This is a genomic window from Bacillus infantis (assembly GCF_008180445.1).
Lineage (GTDB): Bacteria > Bacillota > Bacilli > Bacillales > Cytobacillaceae > Bacillus_AB > Bacillus_AB infantis_B.
The window spans coordinates 148363-167575 of sequence record NZ_VTER01000010.1 but is presented as its reverse complement, the minus strand read 5'-3'; the positions used below and the strand labels follow the sequence as shown (position 1 = coordinate 167575).

Here is a 19213-nt window from a genome sequence, read left to right as displayed (position 1 = left end):
TACTCAACAAAAGGAAAGATTGGTACAATCACGTTAGAAGGAGAGGTCAAACGATGAAAAAATGGAAATGGCCGCTGTTTATCACACTATCCCTTGGCCTGACAGTTTTATTTGGCTACGGCCTTGTCAGCGCCTATATGGATATTACCAATCCTCCCCAAGAACAGACATTGGCAAAATCAGAAGACGCGCCTGTTACCCCGGGGGACACTTATATCGCACTCGGAGATTCATTAACAAGAGGTGTAGGCTCATCAAAAGGTGAAGGCTTTGTCTCGCTGACCGGGAATCAGCTCAAAGAGAATAACCTCGTTGAACGCTATCAGAACCTTGGCATAAGAGGCGCCAGAATCGAGGATCTGCTGGTGCAGCTGGAACAGAAGGAAGTCCAGAGAGCGCTTAAAGAGGCCAAAATCATTACTATTACAATCGGGGGAAACAACCTGTTTAACAGCGGGGAAATCTTCAGCAATTATTCAGAAGAGACCGCGCTCGGCATCCTGGAAACCGAAATCCCCAACTTGGAAAAAGTCTTTAATAATATTCGCGAAATCAATCCGGATGCCGTCATCCTCTATACGGGGCTGTATAACCCATTCAAGCAATCACCGGACGGAGAATCATTCGATTCTATCATCCAAAAATGGAATGAATCAGCCCGCACACTAGGCTTGAAATACGGCATTCAAATCGTCGACACCTTCAATCTCGTCATCGATGCCAAACGCGACCTGTCCAGCGATGTCTTCCATCCCAATGACACTACTTATCAGCAAATAGCAGATAGTACGTATCTTGTCATTGAAAAGAGCATTGTTGAATGAGCCAGGGGGACAGACCCCTTGGCTCATTCTCAAAAAGAGCCAAGGGACCTGTCCCCCTGGCTCTTTTTATAAAATTACTCTTCAAGCCAAATACGGAGATCGAAACTCCTCAACAAACAGCCCAGCCTCCCGGACCTTCCCCCGGGCTTGGGGGCAATCCTTATTGGTACCAATAAACATATAATAGTCATAACCAAAATGAACAAAAAACTCTTTTCTGAAGCTTAATTTACACCAGACAGCTTCCCTCAAGGTTAACCTCGCCAGTTCCGTGATCTCTTCTTTCCGAACGGCTTTCCCTATCCAGATTTCTGAGAGGAAAAGCAGTTTCTCCTGGACCGCTGCCGCTCCCGTCCACATCTCAAGAGCATTAACATAAAGTCTGTCCACGCCCGCCTCATCCATAAAAGCAGTGATGGCTTGAATGTAGTTTGTTTCAGTACGCAAGTATTCCTCTTCATCGACCTTGGTGCCAACCTCTGCAAAACTAGTCCATTCCTTTTGATCGAGATAATTGCCATATGCATCCCTTTTTTGAGGATCGTATTTTGTCACTCTATAATAGTACACTTTGCATCCTCCTAACTAAGGTGCCGCAGAGACAGCTCCCATGCTCCGCCTCAAAAAGTGAGCCAAGGGACCTGTCCCCCTGGCTCTTTTTGGGTTTCAGGCGTGAATTCAAGGGAAATACGGTTAGTACCTTTATTGAAACATATATTTATTAAGGAGTCTGAATACAACACTTTATCTTAGGGGGGATCTGATGAAATTTGCAGGGGTTGGCCTGGTTATGCTGGCCGCAGTATGCTGGGGCGTCAGTGGAGGGATCGCCGATATTTTAATGGCCAAGGGCTGGGATCCTATTGTGATTTCACTGTACCGCGGGGCGGTCGGATTTATATGTTTTTTAGCCTGGCTGCTCTTTCACTTTAGACAAAATTGGACCTCCTCCGCCCGTTTATTCATTTGGTCTTTGCTGGCGGGCATTGGTGTTGCCGGCAATTTTGCTTTCTATTTTCTAAGCATCCAGGCTTCGAGCATTGCGGTTGCCGCGACCTTGATGTACACGGCACCTGTCTTCGTCCTCTTAATATCTTTTTTGTTCCGGATTGAGCGCTCCACCTGGTTTAAGTGGGGATGCATTGCAGGTGTACTTATCGGAATCGCCCTGCTTACAGGTGTCTACAACACAGAAACGATCTCAGTAAGTTTCCTTGGAGCGGCAATGGGGCTGGCTGCCGGCCTTTCCTACGCCTTGTTCATATTCGGCTTTAAAAATGCCTCATCGCTCGGGAAGCCCCAGACTGCATTAACCATTGCCTTCTTTTCACTATGTCTCATCCTCTTTCTTTTTGCGGATAAAGATGAAGCTGCTGCTGTGTTGGCCTCAAGCGACATCGGTTGGTTTTTACTGTTAGGAATCCTGGGTGCTGGCATCTCATTTATAGTGTATATGATAGGAATTCGGAAGACCGCCCCGGCAACTGCTTCAATGGTTGCCATGGTAGAGCCTGTGACAGCTTCATTATTTGGCGTTCTCCTTCTTGGTGATCATTTGACCACTATCCAAATACTTGGAATGATCGTCATCCTGGCGACAATCACCACTCTTAGTGTGAAGCAGTCCGACTGAGGAAGGCCGGGAGCGGGCCGGGGGGTCAGACCCCCTGGCCCAGACTCAAAATGAGCCAAGGGGTCTGTCCCCTTGGCTCAAAGGGACACCCGCCCCCACCACCGTCTACCTTCCATCCGCCACGATATGGATGTCTATGTTGGATGTTTCTCTCATGATCATGTTGACGATGGAGCCTTTTTTGATTTCTTCCCATCTGGTCCTGGCTGACTGGCCTAATAAGATTTGGGTGACATTCAGTTTTTTGGCTACTTCAATGATAACAGCTGCCGGTTTTCTGCTGCGCCTTTCTTCTATTATTACTTTGGCATTAAACTGTTCTGCGAGCATTTGCCATTCTTTTATTTTCTGCTCATTGACAGGACTGCTGTCACTGCGTTTTTCTGCGGCTACATTCAGGATGTATAGTTCAGCTTTCATCCTGTGGGCCATACGCCAGCCCCGCCTGATTAATTTTTCGGCAGTAGGGCCGTATTGGACGCAGACAAGTATTTTCTCGTTCACACCGATAGGGCCGTTTTCAAGGCTGCCGCTGATCTGCTCGATTCTTTCATCAACGTCATTGGCAATCTCCCTTAGAGACAATTCACGCAGAGCTGATAAATTATTGATTGTGAAAAAATGGGACAGGCTTTGCTCAATTTTCTCTGGCGCATAAATTTTTCCGTCCGAAAGTCTCTTCCGCAATGTTTCCGGCGGGATATCAATCAGCTGGATTTCATGGGCCTTTTGCACAAATGTATCCGGAACCCGCTCTCTTACCTTAACCCCTGTAATCTGCTGGACAATATCATTGACACTCTCGAGGTGCTGAATATTCACGGCCGAAAAGACATCGATTCCTGCTTCGAGAACAAGGGAAACATCCATATATCTTTTCGGATTTTCAGATCCCGGGATATTGGCATGAGCCAATTCGTCGATAATAGCAAGATCTGGCTTTCTATCAATGATGGCCTTTACATTGAGTTCATAAAATTTCTTCCCCTTATAGGGAATGATTTTTAAAGCAACCTGTTCAAGGTCTTTTATTTGCTCCTCCGTCTCCAGGCGGCCATGGGTCTCTATGAACCCGATGACTACATCCTTTCCTTCTTTCTTTAGGTCTGCAGCATCTTGCAGCATTTTATATGATTTGCCGACTCCAGGGGCAGCTCCTACATATAATTTCAGTTTTCCGCGGCCGGACTCAGTGATTTCCTGGAGAATTTCTTCAGGTGTTCTTCTTCTAAAATAAGGATGATCATGTTTCATTCCCGTCACCTCGATTCAAATCCGCATACGCAAAAGGCACCCTAACCAATATGATTAGGGAGCTCTTTCACTACTGCAATAATTTTTCCAGATCCAGATTCAGCATCAGGACATTGACACGTTCTTCTCCAAACAAGCCCAGCTCTTTGCCTTGGGTGTTTTCTTGGATCAGCTTTGTTAACTGGTCTTCCGATAGCCCAGTTTCATCCATGATTCTATTAACCTGGGCCATGGCTCCCTCCACTGAGACATGCGGATCCAGCCCCGAGCCTGAGTCTGTAACCAGATCGACCGGGACCTCATTGATTGGCGTATCAGGGTTAGCTGTTTTCCAGGCTTCTATTGATTCTTCTACCCGCTGGAGAAGATCCCCATTAGAAGGGGCATAGTTATTGGAACCTGACCCTGCCCCATTATATTCAATGGCTGAAACCCTTCCATGGAAGTATTTCGGATCTGTAAAATTTTGTCCGATCAATTCAGATCCGACCACTTCATTTTGTTCGTTATAAATCAAGCTTCCATCTGCCTGTTCCGGCATGATGGCCTGTGCCATTCCAGTTGTCGCAATAGGATATATCAGGCCGGCGAGGATCATGATGGTAAAGCTGGACCTGATGATAGGACCTGCAATCTTTTGTTTGTTTTCCATCAGCAGTTTCCTTCTTTCATTAAAATTTAGATAAAAAGTGAGACGAGCATATCAATCAGTTTGATTCCAATGAACGGTACAAGGACACCGCCCAGTCCATATATGGTTAAATTTCGTTTCAGTAAGCTGTTGGAGCTCATCGGTTTGTATGCGACCCCTTTCATGGCAAGCGGAATCAGCAATGGAATGATGACTGCATTGAAAATCAAGGCCGAAAGGATGGCAGACAATGGCGTTGACAGTCCCATGATGTTCAAAGCTGACATCTCCGGAATGGCCAGCATGAACATGGCCGGGATGATCGCAAAATATTTCGCGATATCATTAGCGATACTGAACGTCGTCAGTGCTCCGCGGGTCATAAGCAATTGCTTTCCTATGGAAACCACTTCAATGATTTTAGTGGGGTTAGAGTCCAGATCCACCATATTGGCGGCTTCTTTGGCAGCTGTTGTACCGCTGTTCATCGCAAGGCCAACATCTGCCTGGGCCAGCGCAGGTGCATCATTGGTGCCGTCGCCTGTCATGGCCACTAGCTTCCCTTGGGATTGCTCATACTTGATCACTTCAATCTTATCTTCCGGTTTACACTCAGCGATGAACTCATCCACGCCCGCTTCCTTCGCTATGGTAGCAGCGGTCAGCGGATTATCGCCTGTTGCCATGATCGTTTTGATGCCCATTTGGCGGAGCTGGTCAAAGCGTTCTTTCATTCCGGGCTTTACGGTATCCTTCAGATAAATCAGCCCAAGAATTTTCCCTTCCACCGCAACGGCCAAAGGTGTACCGCCTTCTCTGGCGATTTCCTTCACTTCTTCATCCAGATCGGCAGGAATCTTTCCTCCCTGTGCCTTCACCCAGCTTTTGATTGAATCGACTGCCCCCTTCCTCACCTGGCGCCCATCCTTCAAATCAATCCCGCTCATTCTCGTCTCTGCCCTGAACTCGATATCCTGGCCCCCTGCAGCAGCAGATGCATCAAGCTTGCTTCCCTTTTCCTTCAGCAATTCTATGGTCGAGCGCCCTTCAGGTGTTTCATCATGCAGGGAACTGATCCCTGTCCAGTAGTGGAGCTCTTCTAAAGAAGCATCTCCCACAGGGATGAAACTGCTCGCCATCCTGTTCCCAAATGTAATCGTACCTGTCTTATCCAGGATAATCGTATTTATGTCTCCTGCAGCTTCAACTGCTTTCCCTGACATGGCAAGGACGTTGAACTGGGTAACACGGTCCATGCCTGCGATGCCGATTGCCGACAGCAGTCCCCCGATCGTCGTCGGGATCAGACAGACAAGAAGTGAGATCAATACAGGTATTTCAAGCGAAAACCCAAGGTAATCTGTGAAAAATGGAAGTGTGACAACCACAATCATGAAAATTAACGTCAAGCTTGTGAGCACAGTGTTCAAAGCAATTTCGTTAGGCGTCTTCTGGCGTTCTGCTCCTTCTACTAATGAAATCATCCGATCTAAGAAAGACTCGCCAGGATTGCTGGTGATTTTCACCATAATCTGGTCACTGACCACCCTTGTTCCACCCGTAACAGAGTTGAAATCGCCGTCTGCTTCCTTGATGACAGGAGCCGACTCACCCGTGATGGCTGATTCATCTACAGATGCCAGGCCTTCAATGACTTCACCGTCGCCGGGAATCATTTCTCCCTGCGAGACCAAGACTACGTCGCCTTTCTTGAGTGATGTTGAAGCCGTTTTTACTGTTTTTCCATTGGCTTGCAAGAGGTTTGCTGTAATTTCCTGTTTCGATTTTTTCAAAGAATCAGCCTGCGCTTTACCGCGTCCTTCTGCCAGTGCTTCAGCAAAATTCGCAAATAACACAGTAAACAGCAGGATCAGTGCCACGGTGATATTGAACCATGGTTCAACCTCGCTTCTGCCAAAGGCATCAGGCGCAAAGCATAAGATCAGTGTAATGATGAAACCAATCTCTACCACGAACATAATTGGATTCTTCACCATTTTTCTCGGATCAAGCTTTGTAAAAGAATCCTTAAGCGCCTGAACCATCATCGCTTTATCCATCATTTTGTTTTCATCCTTATTGTCTTTATGATTAGGCTGCTTGGGGATATGGGGCTGAAGAGATTTTTTGTTCTCTCTGCCCTGCAGCCCTGCAGCTTGATTTGCTTCTTTTAACACATGATTAGCCATGATTATTCACTCCCACCTACAATGTCAGATATTCTGCGACTGGCCCCAATACAAGTGCCGGGAAGAATGTCAGTGCACCTACAATAAAGAAAGTCCCGACCAGAATCACTCCGAAAAGAGGGGTATCTGTACGGAATGTTCCGATGGTCTCGGGAACAACCTTCTTGGATGATAGTGAACCAGCGACAGCCAGCATGGTGACAAGCCCAAAGAATCTTCCTGCATACATAACAATGCCTGTTGAAATATTCCAGAATGGCGTTGCATCCCCAAGCCCTTCAAAACCGGATCCATTATTGGCAGCAGAAGAGGTATATTCATACACAACCTGTGAGATTCCATGGAAGCCGCTGTTTGAGATGGCTCCGGCGCCAAGCGGTGTATACAAGGCAATTGCAGATGCACCCAGTATCAAAAGGGGATGCATCAGCATCGTCAAGGCGATGAGCTTCATTTCACGCCCTTCTATTTTTTTGCCCAGGAATTCAGGTGTACGGCCAACCATCAGCCCTGAAAGGAATACGGCGATCATGGCATACATGATTACATTGATGAATCCCGCTCCAACCCCGCCGAATACTGTATTCAGGAGCATATTGGAAAGGGCCAGCATTCCGCCAATGGGGGTCAGCGTATCGTGCATGGTATTGACGGCACCTGTTTCAGATGCTGTTGTGACAAGCGCATAGAAGATGGACTGGCCTGTGCCGAAACGGACTTCCTTCCCTTCCATGCTGCCTTGATCTGTATCAATTCCCAGTGCATTCAATGCCGGATTGCCCTGATATTCATAGAACAGGGCCGTGCCAAGGAATACGGTGAAGACCATCAGCATGGATACAAACAAGACACGTCCCTGTTTGGCATTCCCGAGCATTTTTCCATACGCAAACGGCAAAGCAGTTGGCAATAGCAGCATCAGCAATATTTGAATGATATTGCTGATTGCATTCGGATTTTCAAACGGATGAGCTGAATTGACTCCAAAAAAACCGCCGCCATTATTGCCCAGTTCTTTGATGGATAAAAATGTCCCGACAGGTCCGCGTGCGATATCCTGGGCAGTCCCCTCAATCGTAGTGACAGTCACAGAAGGCTCCAAAGTCTGCGGAACTCCCAATGCAACCAAAATCAGCCCTGACACAATGGCGATTGGCATCAAAACACGCGTAATCGCTCTGAATAAATCCACAAAGAAATTTCCGATTTCTTTTCCGGACAGTGCCCTGACAAATGCGATGGCAGCTGCCAAAGCCGTTCCCGGCGCCGCAAACATCATGAACAGAATCCCAATCATCTGCCCGAGATAAGATAGTCCCGACTCTCCGCTGTAATGCTGCAGATTGGTGTTGGTCATAAAGCTGATGGCTGTATTAAAAGCTAAAGTTGGATCCATGCCAGGATTCCCGCTCGGATTCAAAGGCAGGATGCCCTGCAAACGGAAAACCATATAGACTAGGAGAATCATAAATCCGTTAGTTAGTACAAGAGTTATTGCATACTGCTTCCAGCTTTGATTGATCTTTTTGATGCCGCTGATTTTAAAGAGAATGTTTTCGATCGGGCCGAACACTCTATCCAGCCCTGTTTGGCTATAATCAAATGCCTTTGCCAGATAGATGCCGGCAGGCTTTGCTATCAGAATCACCGCCGCCATAGTGACAATGATTGAAAGAATCGTCGTAATCACCTTTTTTTACCCCCAAGTAGTTAAAATTTCTCCGGATTAAGCAATACATAGAATAAGTACAATATGGTAAACGCCGTAATGCCAAGCAGCAGAATCATTATTCATTTTCACTTCCTTGCTCTGCGGCACCGGCGGACCAGCTGGCAAGTCCAAGCATTGATGCCGGCAGGATGATGAACAGGCTGACCATGATCATATCTAACATTGTGATAACCTCCTGAGTTCTAGCTTAAGAGACATGAAATATTATTGCTTTTCGAATACACCACATATTTTGCTCCATATGCGCAATAAAGGCGCATCGGGTAGCCATGAACAGTTGCAGCGACAATGATGGGTGCACAAGTGCTGTTCCTGATGACCTTCAGCAAGGTGCAAGTTTCTGCAATCTCACTTTCAAAGACAATCACCTTCCGGAACCGGCCCCGGAGAATCAAGTACTCATCTTTAGGGCCGAACTCAATTACACGCTGATGCCCCCCGCTTTTTAAAATCCTGATCACTTGAGGATCAGATGAAGCAAGGCAGCATGAATGCGAATCGCTCAAATGGCTTTGAATCCGCTGAAGCACTTCCTCATTTGGAATGCAGACAAGTATGGCATCCTCTGTCTGAGGCAAAGTCAACATGGTTACCTCCCTCCTTTTTTTGAAAGCCCTCATTTACTCGTGCCCAGAGATCAAAAAGCATTATTATGCCTGGAAATCATGAAAGCGTCTGTTCCCAGTTTTTTATTGGAAATAAAACCCAATGATTGAAAACAAAAAGAGACCAATGATTACTTCTCCCCCAATATGAATCCAAGAGCGCAGATCATCAGCATCTTTGTTCAGATGCAAAAAACTGCATAGAAAATTCTCTTGTTCATTTGGAGAAAAAGCATCCATTGGTCTACTTAACACCCAGCCGGCTGGCAGCAGCCCTCTATGTGTTCTGTCTTCCATGTTCACTTTTTCAAGATAGGCATAATAAAAAGACCTTCTTATCACTCAAGCTGCCTCGTTCGCTGTTTGGCACAACAAAAAAGGCCCCCTGAAAAGGCGGTCTTTATGACCTCCTTCGCTTTAGCCGACGAAGTTAGCTGACGGGTAGGATGGCGAAAGAGTTTGAATCTCATCCCTTCTGCAATGGCAGAATTAACCCCAGTTGATTGGTTCCTCCGTTCTCGTTTCCGAGACTAGGCCGTATATTGAGTTGTTTGATTGCTGTTTACGAAAGCTATCGTACTCCTGCTCAAGGAAAATGTAAATCTTAAAAAAATGCCATATTTGGCTGTTTTTTTTGATATTGCGGATCTTTCTTTAGTTTTTCTCTTAAATGCTGACTAATTAGCTGTTTTTCGATGTTTTTTGAAACTCATATTTTTATTGACTTTATAAGCGCCTCTCACTAACATAAACCTTGAAATTCGCTATAACTTTGAAAATCTCAGGGAGGAACTGGAATTGCAATCTTCTAAACGACGATTAGAGGCTGAATTAAGTGAAGCATTCATCAAGCTGCAAAGGGAGCTGATCGGCCGCGGGCCGCAGGAGACCAGGACTTATATTGTGGAGGATATGGTCATTGCCAGATTCAAAGGTGTCCTGACTGTGGAAGAAAAGCACCTGGTTGAACATGAAACCGGCAGGCAGCTTGTCAAAAAGATGCGGCAGGTTCTAAGAGAAATGTACAGCACGAACATTGAGGAGATAGTCGAAAAACATACCAAATGCAAAGTCCTTTCAAGCCACAGTGACATCAGCACCAAAATGGGAGAACGCATGGAAGTGTTTGTGCTCGATAGAAACCTGGAAAAATGCCTTGAGTAAAAAAGTTGTATTTCTTTAAAAAAGAGAGCATTTTCGAGAAAAGTGAATTTTTCTAAAGAAAATTAATCCTAATTTCTTATTTTCCGGGTTTTTCCTTTATGCTAGTGGAGAGTATCATAAATCCTAATTCTGACCTGATCCGCTGAATCCATACAGAACGGAGGACCCAACTGATTATTCCAGAATAATTATGGGGTGAAGCCGAAAGGCCGGGGGACTTCTGCCTTCCGAACCCGTCAGCTAACTTCGTAAGCGTTGCAGGAGAGAGGAGCGATATCCATCCAGCCTGATTACAATTAAATAGCACTGAAACGCTGAATCTTATTGAGCGGGGGAACCAACTTTTGACTGCAGACTGCAGTCTTGGGGTGAAGCCATGAATGGCAGGGAGACTCTTACCTTCCTAATCCGACAGCTAACTCCGTAAGCGTTGTTTAAGAGAGTGATCGTTGCCATATAAGCACACGTTTGTTTACCTGTGCCTAAGCTGCGGAGAATACTCTCCGCAGCTTTTTTAATTTTAGTAAAAGGGGATCGTGCCGATGACTCAGGTATCAGAGCAAAACAAAAATTATATTAAAATAAAAGAAGCCCAGAATAAATATCAAATAGAAATTCTCCATCTTCAATTCGTTGATTTAGAAGGAGTCCTTAAGCATGTGACCATTACCTTTGATCAGCTGGACGATGCCTTAGAGGGGAAAATCATGTTCGATGGCTCCTCCATACAAGGTTTCAGCCCTATCAACCAATCAGACTTATACCTTAAGCCGGACATAAACACTTTTTCCGTCATTCCATGGTCGATAGAAGAAGGATATAGTGAAGCCAGGCTTTTGTGCAGCGTGGCCAATCCTGATGGCACCCCATTTGAGGATGACCCCCGCAATGTGCTGAAGAGGACGGTCGAGAAAGCGGCAAGCTATGGTTATTCAATCAGCATCGGTCCGGAACTGGAATTCTTTTTATTTGCGATGGATGAGAGTGGCAATCCTACGACAGTACCGCAGGATAGCGGAGGATATTTCGAACCGGCCCATGACCTGGGTGAAAAAGTCCGCCTGGAAATCTACCGGACCCTGAAGGCCATGGGATTCAAGATTGAGGCCTCCCACCATGAGGTCGCAATGGGCCAGCATGAAATTAACTTTAAGTTCATGGATGCCCTGGCATCAGCCGACAATGCCACCACCTATAAATGGGTCGTGAAAAATATCGCCAAAAACTTCAACCTGCACGCCTCCTTCATGCCGAAGCCGGTCCAGGGATTGAACGGTTCCGGCATGCATGTGAATATTTCACTGTTCAAAGACGGGCAGAATGCATTTTTTAACGAAAATGATCCAAACGGACTCTCGGAAGATACTTATTATTTTATAAACGGCCTGATGAAAAACATTGCGTCTCTTACAGCCATAACCAATCCGACAGTCAATTCCTACAAGAGGCTTGTCCCGGGGTTTGAAGCGCCTTGCTATATGGCCTGGTCCACATGCAACCGGTCGACCCTGATCAGAATTCCCTCATCACGGGAAGCCGCAACCAGAGTGGAAGCACGCCATCATGATCCATGTGCAAACCCTTACCTGGCTTACTCGGTGATTGCAGAAGCAGGGCTGGAAGGAATCCGATTAAAGCAAAGACCTGCAGAGCCCATTAATGAAGACATATACAGCATGCCTGAAACCAAAAGAGAATTGCTCCGGATCAGCCATTTACCGGACAATCTGGAAACAGCACTCGATCTGCTGGCAGACAGCCCTCTCGCAAGAAAAATTCTCGGCAACCACATATTCCGGAAGTTCATCTCTCTAAAAAGAGCCGAATGGAGTGAATACCGCAACACAGTGCACGACTGGGAGCTTAAGAAGTATCAGATGAAGTTTTGAGATGTGGGGCCGGGGGGATGGGCCGGGGGGACAGACCCCCTGGCTCAATCTCAAAAAGAGCCAGGGGGTCTGGCCCCTCGGCTCTTTTTCTGTAAAAAATTGGTGATTTCAAGGCTCCGATTGATTAAAATAAAAGATAGATTGAGAGCAGGGAGGAATCTGATATTAAATCGCTGATTGGGAGAATAATCTCAGCAACAGGCATACTATTTTTCATTTCTTTGCCGCTTACCATCTTTTTGGTCCTATTTTTGACTGTTATGTCCACAGACGCAGATGAAAAAGGGGCTATAACATTTAGCCTCCTGCTGCCGGCTGCCTATATCATCCTTGTTTTAATTTACATAGTCCTAGTTTCCCTTAAGCAGTTTCTCTGGAAAAAGTATCAGATAGGACAGAGAATACTTAATAACTGGGAAAAGTACAAAATTGTGATTATTCTAGCAGGCATTATTTTAATCATGCTATTCCGCGGTCCTCTGATCGCTATTCTTAGTATATGGTTCATTGAATGGGTATCGGAAAAAATGAAGAATTGGAAAGCATTTTGGGTCTGGTTCTTTGCCCTTGCTCCATTCTTACTGCTATTTATTTATATCTTATTAATTGTAGGCATGGTTGGCTAAAAGGGCCGGGGGGAAGGGCCGGGGGGACAGACCCCTTGGCCCAGTCTCAAAAAGAGCCAAGGGGTCTGTCCCCTTGGCTCTTAAACGATTCTTTTCCCGCTTTTACCCAATGCATAGTAGATGCCATGCTGAAGTGATTGCAGGCATTCGAATTTCCTCAGATTTATGAGGCTGTGGGATATTTTCATGGCTAATTCAGCAGATATGCCAACCAGGATGACTTCAGTCCCCAGTAATCTGGCAGCGGCTCCAAGTTTCTCTATTAAACTTGCAGTGTAAGTGTTTATATTGTCCTGAAGGCCTGTCAAATCAAGAAGAAGATATCTTGTTTTATGGGCAGGCAATTTAGCCAGTGTATTCTGAAGGAGGGTTTCCCCCCGCTGTTCATCATATGTTCCGATCAGGGGAACCACAGAAATGCCTTCGAGTACTGGAATAAGAGGAGATGAAAGCTCCATAATGAGCTCCTGCAATGTTCTTGTTTTGTCCTCAACCAGAGCTTCAAGCTCTTTAATCTGTCTGGCTTCCTGCCTGCGTGTCATTTCTAAAATATTCTGCTGAACGGTAATATCAGAAACAAAGTATTCGACGATGCTATATGGATTAACTTCATTTTGATGCTGAATGATTTTATACCAGTAATTCTGGCCGAACAGGCCTGTAAAAACTCCGGCATAATGGGCAGGAACAAAGACGCCTTCAGGCTTTTTGTCATCAAGCCTGTTCATTTTGTGCTCCCAATCGTCCTGTAAGTGGAGAATGAAGGAACCGCTTTCTTCATCCATATCTTTAATGACCGCTTTCCCCCAGCCAGCTGGCGCATACGTATTTGAAAGCCATTGAATTACATTATGCTTATCGATACCGGCAATTTTTTTATACCCTTCCCCAACAACAATCCCCTGCCGGAAACCAGTCGTTTCCAAAACAAGATGTGTAGCCTCTGCACCGGAGATTTCCCTTATTGTATCAAAGAATGTTTTCATGGCAGAAACCCAAAAGAAAACAACATCACCGCCATCAAACAAAACCTTCCCTGTCTCCAAATCCCAGTCTAATTCTATGCCGCCTACCTTGATTGACTTTTTAGTTTCCACTAATCACGCACCCCTATCCCTGGTAGTTATGATAGGAATTATTATACATCATTATTCGAAAAAGGTGTTGTCCCCAAGCCATAGGGACAGGTCCCTTGGCTCATTTATTTTCTCCCTAACACCTGACCCTGATGATCCTTCCTGACAGCTAAAAATAAAGCGGCAAACCACCCAATCAAGCTCCACCCTAGAAATAGATTTATAAAATATATTGATACTCTGTTAGACATATTTTTCCTCTTTGCTATGATGCTTGGGATAAAATAAAAAACTATCCCGATAAGCAGCGGTATAATTTCCATTAAAGTCCTCTCCTTTAGTTATTAGGCCGGGGGGACAGACCCCTTGGCCCAGTTTCAAAAAGAGCCAAGGGACCTGTCCCCCTGGTTGCGTTAATTCAATATAAATTCCATTTTTCTACTTTTCGTTGTCATCCCGATTGACCTGTAAAATTCAATGGCAGGAGCGTTTTCCTCAGATACTCCCAATTCAATACTATCAACTTGAAGACTTCTTCCAAAATCAAACACGTATTCAGTCAGTTTTTTTCCTATGCCCTTCTTTCTATGTGTTTCAGAAACACACAGACTCTTTATATATAATACCTTCCTCGCCTTAACAAAAGTATTTTCAATTACTTCTTCTTCCTTTGCCACTGCAACGCCGACTATATCATTAGCTATCACAGCCACAAAAATATGCTGTTTCCTATCTATCACTTGGCTTTCAAAAAACTCCCGTCCGACTGGAATTGAATTCTCTTTATACAAATCCGGCCTAACAAAAACATGGAATTCATGAACCTGCCTGAATAAAGGCAGCAATGACTCATAATCACTTTGCACGGATTTTCGAATAAGTATATCCATATTTTTTCCTCTCACAAATTTTTAAGGTGCCCAGCCCCATTGTTTTATAAGAAAAGCCACCGAAGTTGGCAGCAGATCTGAATTATTCTATTAATACAGGAAGGCTGACCCTTAGGATAATAATAATCAGTCCCAAGTCTTCAGTTCAGTAAACGGATTCTTTAGTCTATATGACTTTTCCACTATTCCCCATTACCTATTACTAAAAACCAAAGTATTATCAATAAAGACCTTGCAGTTTACTGTAAAGATACCGCCAAGGGTCACCTTTATGTTTTTGGTTAAATTATCATTGCTTTTAAGTACACCTTCCAGAGTTGCTCTAATTGCGACCCCTAAATTCTCATCCTGCAATTTACCATCAACATATAACTTCTCGCCAAAAAACCAGGAATTAACCACTTGAATACGATGTCCCTCATAATTAAAATCAAACACTTTCTTCATAGTGAATTCCTCCTCTCCTTTTAAATTATACGAGTTGAGACACAATAAGTTCCAAAGAGCCAGGGGGACAGACCCCTCGGCGAATCTTCAAAAAAAGCCGAGGGACCCGACCCCCTGGCCCGAAATGTCTTAAAATATCAACTCATGAGTTTGCCCTGTAACAAACATGTACAGTCCAAATATAGATAGAATGACTCCCAAATAAAACGTCCAGCGGTTATCTTCTTTGTCTTTGTCAAAAGTAAAAAAGGTTATGGAACAAAAGATAAGATTTATAACCGGAATAAAGCCGTATTGAGGTCCAATAGCAAACGCAACGCCTCCCATTATCAGCCCAGCAATTCCATACGGATTCTGCCCTTTAATTCTTTCAATATAATCCTTCTCTTGTTCCGACAAGTCCTCATCCCTATCACCCAAAATGTCCATATGCTTCATCCTGTTCAGGAAATGAATCAATTTACCAAATGTCATATTCTCACCTGCTTTAAGAATTCCGCAGGGACAGGTACCTTGGCCCAGTCTAAAAAAGAGCAAAGGTACCTGTCCCCTTGGCCCATTAAGGCCTGTTCCAAAAGAAATTAGTTACAATAAAAGGAATAATAATGGTAATGACAAGGATGAATCCGTTACCGGTTAAGCCAATCTTTTTGTAACGCCCTTTTTCAGCGAATAAACCTAAGATCAGCCCAATCGCAGATAAAATCACCCCGGCTAAGAGCAAGTTATCATAGCCAAACAAAACAGCAGTATACGTTAATAATCCAATTAAAAAAAATATCGTTGAAAACAAACCTAACTTGCTTTTCAAAAAATCCCTCCATCATCTCTTACCAGCTTTAACAGTAGCTGGAATACCCTGTTTAGAGATCCTGCCCTTCTATTCCTTGACTAAATTTCCATCTTTGCTATAGTACCTATATTTATATTCCGCAGATTTAAGTATAGGCAAATCAATCCAGGCTGCTGAATCCTCGTTGACTTTAAATTCCTTATTAAACACTTTACCGTTCACATCAAACTCTACTTTTGCAATCTCATTATCTCTATTAGTCACGAACAGAAACATTAAATTTGGCATCTCATCGCCTCGAAGATGGACCAGGAACGAAGCTAAATCTTGATTACCCGCCTTTTCAATATGTTGCCATTCATAATTCCCTCTAGTATTCTTGGTGAATTGAATATAACCAGGATCACTATGAATTAAAAAAGGAACGATCCTCTCATTATTTATGTCCTTGATTTCTAAAATTTCTATAGCCTGAGAGTTATATCCCTCTATGGATCTGATCACCTTCAAAATGGACTCTTTATCATTGCCATACTCTTTATTCAGGGCATAATACATCAACGGTATTAAAAACATTGCCAGGATACCATAAAGAAAAATTTTATTCTTACCTGCCATAAATCAGCCTCCCCCGTGAAGCCTTTATAACTTGCTTATTTTCCCTATCCAATACCTCATTGCTAATCCGGGCATGCAGCTGTCCAAAAGACCAAAAACGGCTATTCGGAATCAAGACGGCTATATCCTGAAGATTATTTCTTATTTACTATCAAAATATCTCTAACCCAGCAACTCCAATAAGTAAAAACAAAGACAATGTTGAGATTCCAAATTCAGTTCCCCAGCTTAGTTCTCCTCCAATAGCTACTATAAATGCTGCAGAGGCTTTAACTGAATCGGATAATTGTTGTATAGAGTACACGATAATCCCCGTAATAATTGCCTGTGCTATAAGAAATCATCTCAATAAATCCCTCAAATCACTCTTCTCCTCAGTCTTTTGCTTATTTGTCCCGCTAAACGCATAAAGTCCGGCTTATTAAAAGCGGCCCCATTATTAAAAAATATACACTGCATACATGGCAGCCATTAATGCAATTGCAGTGCCAGCTTTTAATTTGTGATTTCTAAAATAAGTTAAAAAAGCTATTAAGCAAAATGCAGAAAATACACCCAGCACAATAAGATCTAATTTTCTTTGAAGAGGCTCAAAAGATAAATTTACAACAGCAATCAGTATTCCTATCCAAATCACTCTGTTATTAATCTTTTCCAAATTCTTTTTGCCAAAAAACCTCTCTAAGCTGCTCACAAATAACCGCCCCCTCTGGTTCTTACCTATGCCCATCTTTGCGCGCCTGTATATATCCATAATAAGCACAGGTGCCATTCTGGGATAAGTCTTTCACTTCAAAACCGCAGGTCTCATAGAATTTAAAATTGTTTGCTGAGGTATGTGCGAACCAATCACCATGGGGAAGCTTCTGTACACATAGTTCAACAAGTTTTTTTCCTATGCCCCTTCCGCGATATTCTGATAGAACAACCAAATCCATTATATTTGCAGCCATGATCTGGTCAGAAATCACTCGTACCATTGCAATCATTCTGTTCTGATCCCAAACTGTAAATGCCCAGGTTGAGTTTTGAAATATCAAAGTAAACTTCTCTTTCTGCCAGGATGGCGTATTCCTTGCCCATCCGGCATCTTCGAAAAGTGCCTCAACCTGATCAGCAGGAACACCCTCAGTGCCTTCCCTAATGACCAATCCATTGAAATATTGATACATGAGCAGTCCCCCTTTATATAATGCTTAACCAAATTTATTCTCGCTGCTGGGTATAATTCCCTTTAATTTTTTGCAGCCGCAGGGACAGGTCCCTTGGCACGCTTTAAAAGAGCCAAGGGACCTGTCCCCCTGGCTCACATTGGAAATGAATTGCCACAATGTGTAAAATACAGAAAAAGAGATTAAAAGGAGTTTTTCTATGAGACTATTAGTGCGCGGTGAGAGAGCAAAGCTTAATGACTCTAGTTCTTCTAAACAATTTGAGGTTGCGGTGGAAGTCCAGTCCGGGATGGAGGTTGATGTTACATGTTTCGGCCTGGATGGAGATAAGAAGCTTTCGGATGACAGATATATGATCTTTTATAATCAGCTGCAGTCACCAGCCGGTGAGATCAGCATGAAGGCCCACAGCAGCGGCGCGGGTACATATGAAATCGATCTGGACAAGCTGCATCCGTCCGTAAAGAACCTAGTGTTTACGGCGGCAATCGACGGGGAAGGTACCATGTCGTTGGTTTCAACCGGTACCCTCACTGTGAAAGCGGACGGACAGCCCATTTTGCAGTACAACTTCTCAGGCAGCGATTTCCAAAATGAAAAAGCAATCATTATCGGCGAGGTATACTTGAAGGATATTTGGCGGATTGCCTCGGTGGGAAAAGGATTTGATGGAGGACTGGCCGCCCTGCTTCGGCATTTTGGCGGTGAAGTGGCAGAAGACGAGAGCGGACAGGTGCAGCAGCCTGCTCCAGAAATAGCACCAGTCCAGCCTCACGTCCAACAAACAGTGCCAGTTCAGCCTGCTCCGGCACAGCAGCCGGCCAACAGCAAGAAAGTGATGCTGGAAAAGAAGATGGAACAGAAGGCACCAAAAATTCTCGATCTCTCAAAAAAAGTGAAAGTGTCCCTTGAAAAGGCTGGCCTTCAGGACCATAGCGCCAAGGTGGCATTATGCCTCGATATTTCCGGCTCCATGACAGGCCTGTACCGTTCAGGGAAGATCCAGGAATTTGCCGAGCGGATTTTGGCACTTGGCACAAGGTTCGATGACGATGGCTCGATTGATATCTTCCTGTTCGGCCAAAATGCCCATCATGCCGATGAGCTGACCATTGATAATTTTGATGGCTTTGTAAAAAGGCTGAACCAGGCTTATCCGCTAGAAGGCGGTACTTATTACGGGAAAGTAATGAAAGAAATTCGCCAGCATTATTTCGGATCTGCGGGAAAACGCTCCAGTCCGGAAGCCCGTAATATGCCTGTATACGTCATGTTTGTAACTGATGGGGCTACCTTTGATGAACGTGAAACGCGGAATCACATCCAGAACTCTTCCTACGAGCCGATTTTCTGGCAATTCATGGCCATCGGCAAATCCAACCGCGACGCAAGTAAAAAGAAAGGAAGGCGCGGATTCTTCAAGGCCATGTTCCAATCAGACTTCACCTTCCTCGAAGAACTGGACAACATGGACGGCCGCTACCTCGACAATGCCGACTTCTTCAGCGTCGAAGACCCGAAGGCGATAGCGGAAGAAGAGCTTTATGACTTACTGATGCAGGAGTATCCGGAATGGGTGAAGAAGGCGAGGAGCGGGGGATTGATTCGGTAAGCCAAGGGGACAGGTCCCTTGGCTCACCCTATAATGGTTGCCTGCCTCCACATGCTAA

22 protein-coding genes and 3 riboswitches are annotated in these 19213 nt (G+C 44.6%); of the genes, 5 read left to right on the top strand and 17 right to left on the bottom strand.

The window, feature by feature from the left end; genetic code table 11:
• The first annotated feature begins 53 nt into the window (after positions 1-53).
• A complete protein-coding gene (locus FZD51_RS19305; protein WP_148976254.1) occupies positions 54-824 on the top strand; it encodes an SGNH/GDSL hydrolase family protein in 771 nt (256 codons plus the stop codon).
• A gap of 81 nt (positions 825-905) precedes the next feature.
• On the opposite strand, the gene FZD51_RS19300 is transcribed toward FZD51_RS19305, so the two are convergent.
• A complete protein-coding gene (locus tag FZD51_RS19300; protein ID WP_148976253.1) occupies positions 906-1394 on the bottom strand; it encodes a hypothetical protein in 489 nt (162 codons plus the stop codon).
• A 193-nt stretch (positions 1395-1587) separates the two neighbouring features.
• Between FZD51_RS19300 and FZD51_RS19295 the strand changes: the two genes are divergently transcribed.
• Positions 1588-2457, top strand: coding sequence for a DMT family transporter (locus FZD51_RS19295; RefSeq protein WP_148976252.1), 870 nt, complete (start codon positions 1588-1590; stop codon positions 2455-2457).
• Between the two features lie 105 nt (positions 2458-2562).
• Here FZD51_RS19295 and kdpDN read toward each other — a convergent pair whose 3' ends face one another.
• The 7 genes from kdpDN to FZD51_RS19260 all read right to left on the bottom strand — a co-directional run bounded on the left by kdpDN (position 2563) and on the right by FZD51_RS19260 (position 8850).
• Complete coding sequence (gene kdpDN, locus FZD51_RS19290) at positions 2563-3711, bottom strand: KdpD-like non-kinase potassium sensor (RefSeq protein WP_148976251.1); 1149 nt, start codon at positions 3709-3711, stop codon at positions 2563-2565.
• A 70-nt stretch (positions 3712-3781) separates the two neighbouring features.
• Positions 3782-4363 carry a potassium-transporting ATPase subunit KdpC gene (gene kdpC / locus FZD51_RS19285; protein WP_148976250.1) on the bottom strand — a complete coding sequence of 194 codons (582 nt, stop codon included), beginning with the start codon at positions 4361-4363 and terminating at the stop codon, positions 3782-3784.
• A gap of 26 nt (positions 4364-4389) precedes the next feature.
• On the bottom strand, positions 4390-6531 hold the full coding sequence (gene kdpB / locus FZD51_RS19280; protein WP_148976249.1) for a potassium-transporting ATPase subunit KdpB: 2142 nt from the start codon (positions 6529-6531) through the stop codon (positions 4390-4392).
• 16 nt (positions 6532-6547) lie between these two features.
• The gene (gene kdpA, locus FZD51_RS19275) at positions 6548-8209 is read right to left on the bottom strand and encodes a potassium-transporting ATPase subunit KdpA (RefSeq protein ID WP_420886283.1); all 1662 of its coding nucleotides are present in this window, start codon (positions 8207-8209) and stop codon (positions 6548-6550) included.
• Between the two features lie 32 nt (positions 8210-8241).
• Positions 8242-8319 carry a potassium-transporting ATPase subunit F gene (locus FZD51_RS26915; RefSeq protein ID WP_148976294.1) on the bottom strand — a complete coding sequence of 26 codons (78 nt, stop codon included), beginning with the start codon at positions 8317-8319 and terminating at the stop codon, positions 8242-8244.
• Positions 8319-8426 (bottom strand): hypothetical protein, encoded by a 108-nt coding sequence (locus tag FZD51_RS19265; RefSeq protein ID WP_148976247.1) that lies wholly within the window; start codon positions 8424-8426, stop codon positions 8319-8321. Before FZD51_RS19265 ends, FZD51_RS26915 begins: the two co-directional genes overlap by 1 nt.
• 19 nt (positions 8427-8445) lie before the next feature.
• Positions 8446-8850 (bottom strand): hypothetical protein, encoded by a 405-nt coding sequence (locus tag FZD51_RS19260; protein WP_148976246.1) that lies wholly within the window; start codon positions 8848-8850, stop codon positions 8446-8448.
• A 422-nt stretch (positions 8851-9272) separates the two neighbouring features.
• Positions 9273-9415, bottom strand: a riboswitch (cyclic di-AMP (ydaO/yuaA leader).
• A gap of 251 nt (positions 9416-9666) precedes the next feature.
• Between FZD51_RS19260 and FZD51_RS19255 the strand changes: the two genes are divergently transcribed.
• Both FZD51_RS19255 and glnA read left to right on the top strand, forming a co-directional pair.
• Entirely contained in the window at positions 9667-10032 is a 366-nt protein-coding gene (locus tag FZD51_RS19255; RefSeq protein WP_022544604.1) for a Na-translocating system protein MpsC family protein, read from the top strand.
• Positions 10033-10162: 130 nt separating this feature from the next.
• A riboswitch (cyclic di-AMP (ydaO/yuaA leader) is annotated at positions 10163-10302 on the top strand.
• 32 nt (positions 10303-10334) lie between these two features.
• Positions 10335-10478, top strand: a riboswitch (cyclic di-AMP (ydaO/yuaA leader).
• Positions 10479-10574: 96 nt separating this feature from the next.
• Positions 10575-11921, top strand: a complete 1347-nt coding sequence (glnA, locus tag FZD51_RS19250) for a type I glutamate--ammonia ligase (RefSeq protein WP_148976245.1) — start codon at positions 10575-10577, stop codon at positions 11919-11921.
• 706 nt (positions 11922-12627) lie between these two features.
• On the opposite strand, the gene FZD51_RS19245 is transcribed toward glnA, so the two are convergent.
• The 9 genes from FZD51_RS19245 to FZD51_RS19205 all read right to left on the bottom strand — a co-directional run bounded on the left by FZD51_RS19245 (position 12628) and on the right by FZD51_RS19205 (position 17543).
• On the bottom strand, positions 12628-13644 hold the full coding sequence (locus tag FZD51_RS19245; protein WP_148976244.1) for an STAS domain-containing protein: 1017 nt from the start codon (positions 13642-13644) through the stop codon (positions 12628-12630).
• Positions 13645-13748: 104 nt separating this feature from the next.
• The gene (locus FZD51_RS19240; RefSeq protein ID WP_148976243.1) at positions 13749-13946 is read right to left on the bottom strand and encodes a superinfection immunity protein; all 198 of its coding nucleotides are present in this window, start codon (positions 13944-13946) and stop codon (positions 13749-13751) included.
• Positions 13947-14036: 90 nt separating this feature from the next.
• On the bottom strand, positions 14037-14513 hold the full coding sequence (locus FZD51_RS19235; protein ID WP_148976242.1) for a GNAT family N-acetyltransferase: 477 nt from the start codon (positions 14511-14513) through the stop codon (positions 14037-14039).
• Between the two features lie 192 nt (positions 14514-14705).
• The gene (locus FZD51_RS19230) at positions 14706-14960 is read right to left on the bottom strand and encodes a hypothetical protein (protein ID WP_148976241.1); all 255 of its coding nucleotides are present in this window, start codon (positions 14958-14960) and stop codon (positions 14706-14708) included.
• A gap of 129 nt (positions 14961-15089) precedes the next feature.
• Entirely contained in the window at positions 15090-15434 is a 345-nt protein-coding gene (locus FZD51_RS19225) for a cell division protein FtsK (protein WP_148976240.1), read from the bottom strand.
• An 85-nt stretch (positions 15435-15519) separates the two neighbouring features.
• Positions 15520-15771 (bottom strand): hypothetical protein, encoded by a 252-nt coding sequence (locus FZD51_RS19220; protein ID WP_148976239.1) that lies wholly within the window; start codon positions 15769-15771, stop codon positions 15520-15522.
• 69 nt (positions 15772-15840) lie between these two features.
• A complete protein-coding gene (locus FZD51_RS19215) occupies positions 15841-16371 on the bottom strand; it encodes a hypothetical protein (protein WP_148976238.1) in 531 nt (176 codons plus the stop codon).
• 439 nt (positions 16372-16810) lie between these two features.
• Positions 16811-17065, bottom strand: a complete 255-nt coding sequence (locus FZD51_RS19210; protein ID WP_148976237.1) for a hypothetical protein — start codon at positions 17063-17065, stop codon at positions 16811-16813.
• Positions 17066-17087: 22 nt separating this feature from the next.
• On the bottom strand, positions 17088-17543 hold the full coding sequence (locus tag FZD51_RS19205; protein WP_148976236.1) for a GNAT family N-acetyltransferase: 456 nt from the start codon (positions 17541-17543) through the stop codon (positions 17088-17090).
• A gap of 199 nt (positions 17544-17742) precedes the next feature.
• On the opposite strand from FZD51_RS19205, the gene FZD51_RS19200 reads away from it, so the two are divergent.
• Positions 17743-19155, top strand: coding sequence for a VWA domain-containing protein (locus FZD51_RS19200; protein ID WP_148976235.1), 1413 nt, complete (start codon positions 17743-17745; stop codon positions 19153-19155).
• The last annotated feature ends 58 nt before the right edge of the window (positions 19156-19213 follow it).

Bases quoted from the DNA above. Each gene is read 5' to 3' on its own strand.
- FZD51_RS19205 (WP_148976236.1), bottom strand. From the start codon at position 17,543: ATGTATCAATATTTCAATGGATTGGTCATTAGGGAAGGCACTGAGGGT.
- FZD51_RS26915 (WP_148976294.1), bottom strand. From the start codon at position 8,319: ATGATTCTGCTGCTTGGCATTACGGCGTTTACCATATTGTACTTATTC.
- FZD51_RS19235 (WP_148976242.1), bottom strand. From the start codon at position 14,513: ATGGATATACTTATTCGAAAATCCGTGCAAAGTGATTATGAGTCATTG.
- kdpB (WP_148976249.1), bottom strand. From the start codon at position 6,531: ATGGCTAATCATGTGTTAAAAGAAGCAAATCAAGCTGCAGGGCTGCAG.
- FZD51_RS19305 (WP_148976254.1), top strand. From the start codon at position 54: ATGAAAAAATGGAAATGGCCGCTGTTTATCACACTATCCCTTGGCCTG.
- kdpDN (WP_148976251.1), bottom strand. From the start codon at position 3,711: ATGAAACATGATCATCCTTATTTTAGAAGAAGAACACCTGAAGAAATT.
- FZD51_RS19295 (WP_148976252.1), top strand. From the start codon at position 1,588: ATGAAATTTGCAGGGGTTGGCCTGGTTATGCTGGCCGCAGTATGCTGG.
- FZD51_RS19225 (WP_148976240.1), bottom strand. From the start codon at position 15,434: ATGACATTTGGTAAATTGATTCATTTCCTGAACAGGATGAAGCATATG.
- glnA (WP_148976245.1), top strand. From the start codon at position 10,575: ATGACTCAGGTATCAGAGCAAAACAAAAATTATATTAAAATAAAAGAA.
- FZD51_RS19230 (WP_148976241.1), bottom strand. From the start codon at position 14,960: ATGAAGAAAGTGTTTGATTTTAATTATGAGGGACATCGTATTCAAGTG.
- FZD51_RS19240 (WP_148976243.1), bottom strand. From the start codon at position 13,946: ATGGAAATTATACCGCTGCTTATCGGGATAGTTTTTTATTTTATCCCA.
- FZD51_RS19215 (WP_148976238.1), bottom strand. From the start codon at position 16,371: ATGGCAGGTAAGAATAAAATTTTTCTTTATGGTATCCTGGCAATGTTT.
- kdpC (WP_148976250.1), bottom strand. From the start codon at position 4,363: ATGGAAAACAAACAAAAGATTGCAGGTCCTATCATCAGGTCCAGCTTT.
- FZD51_RS19200 (WP_148976235.1), top strand. From the start codon at position 17,743: ATGAGACTATTAGTGCGCGGTGAGAGAGCAAAGCTTAATGACTCTAGT.
- FZD51_RS19265 (WP_148976247.1), bottom strand. From the start codon at position 8,426: ATGTTAGATATGATCATGGTCAGCCTGTTCATCATCCTGCCGGCATCA.
- FZD51_RS19260 (WP_148976246.1), bottom strand. From the start codon at position 8,850: ATGTTGACTTTGCCTCAGACAGAGGATGCCATACTTGTCTGCATTCCA.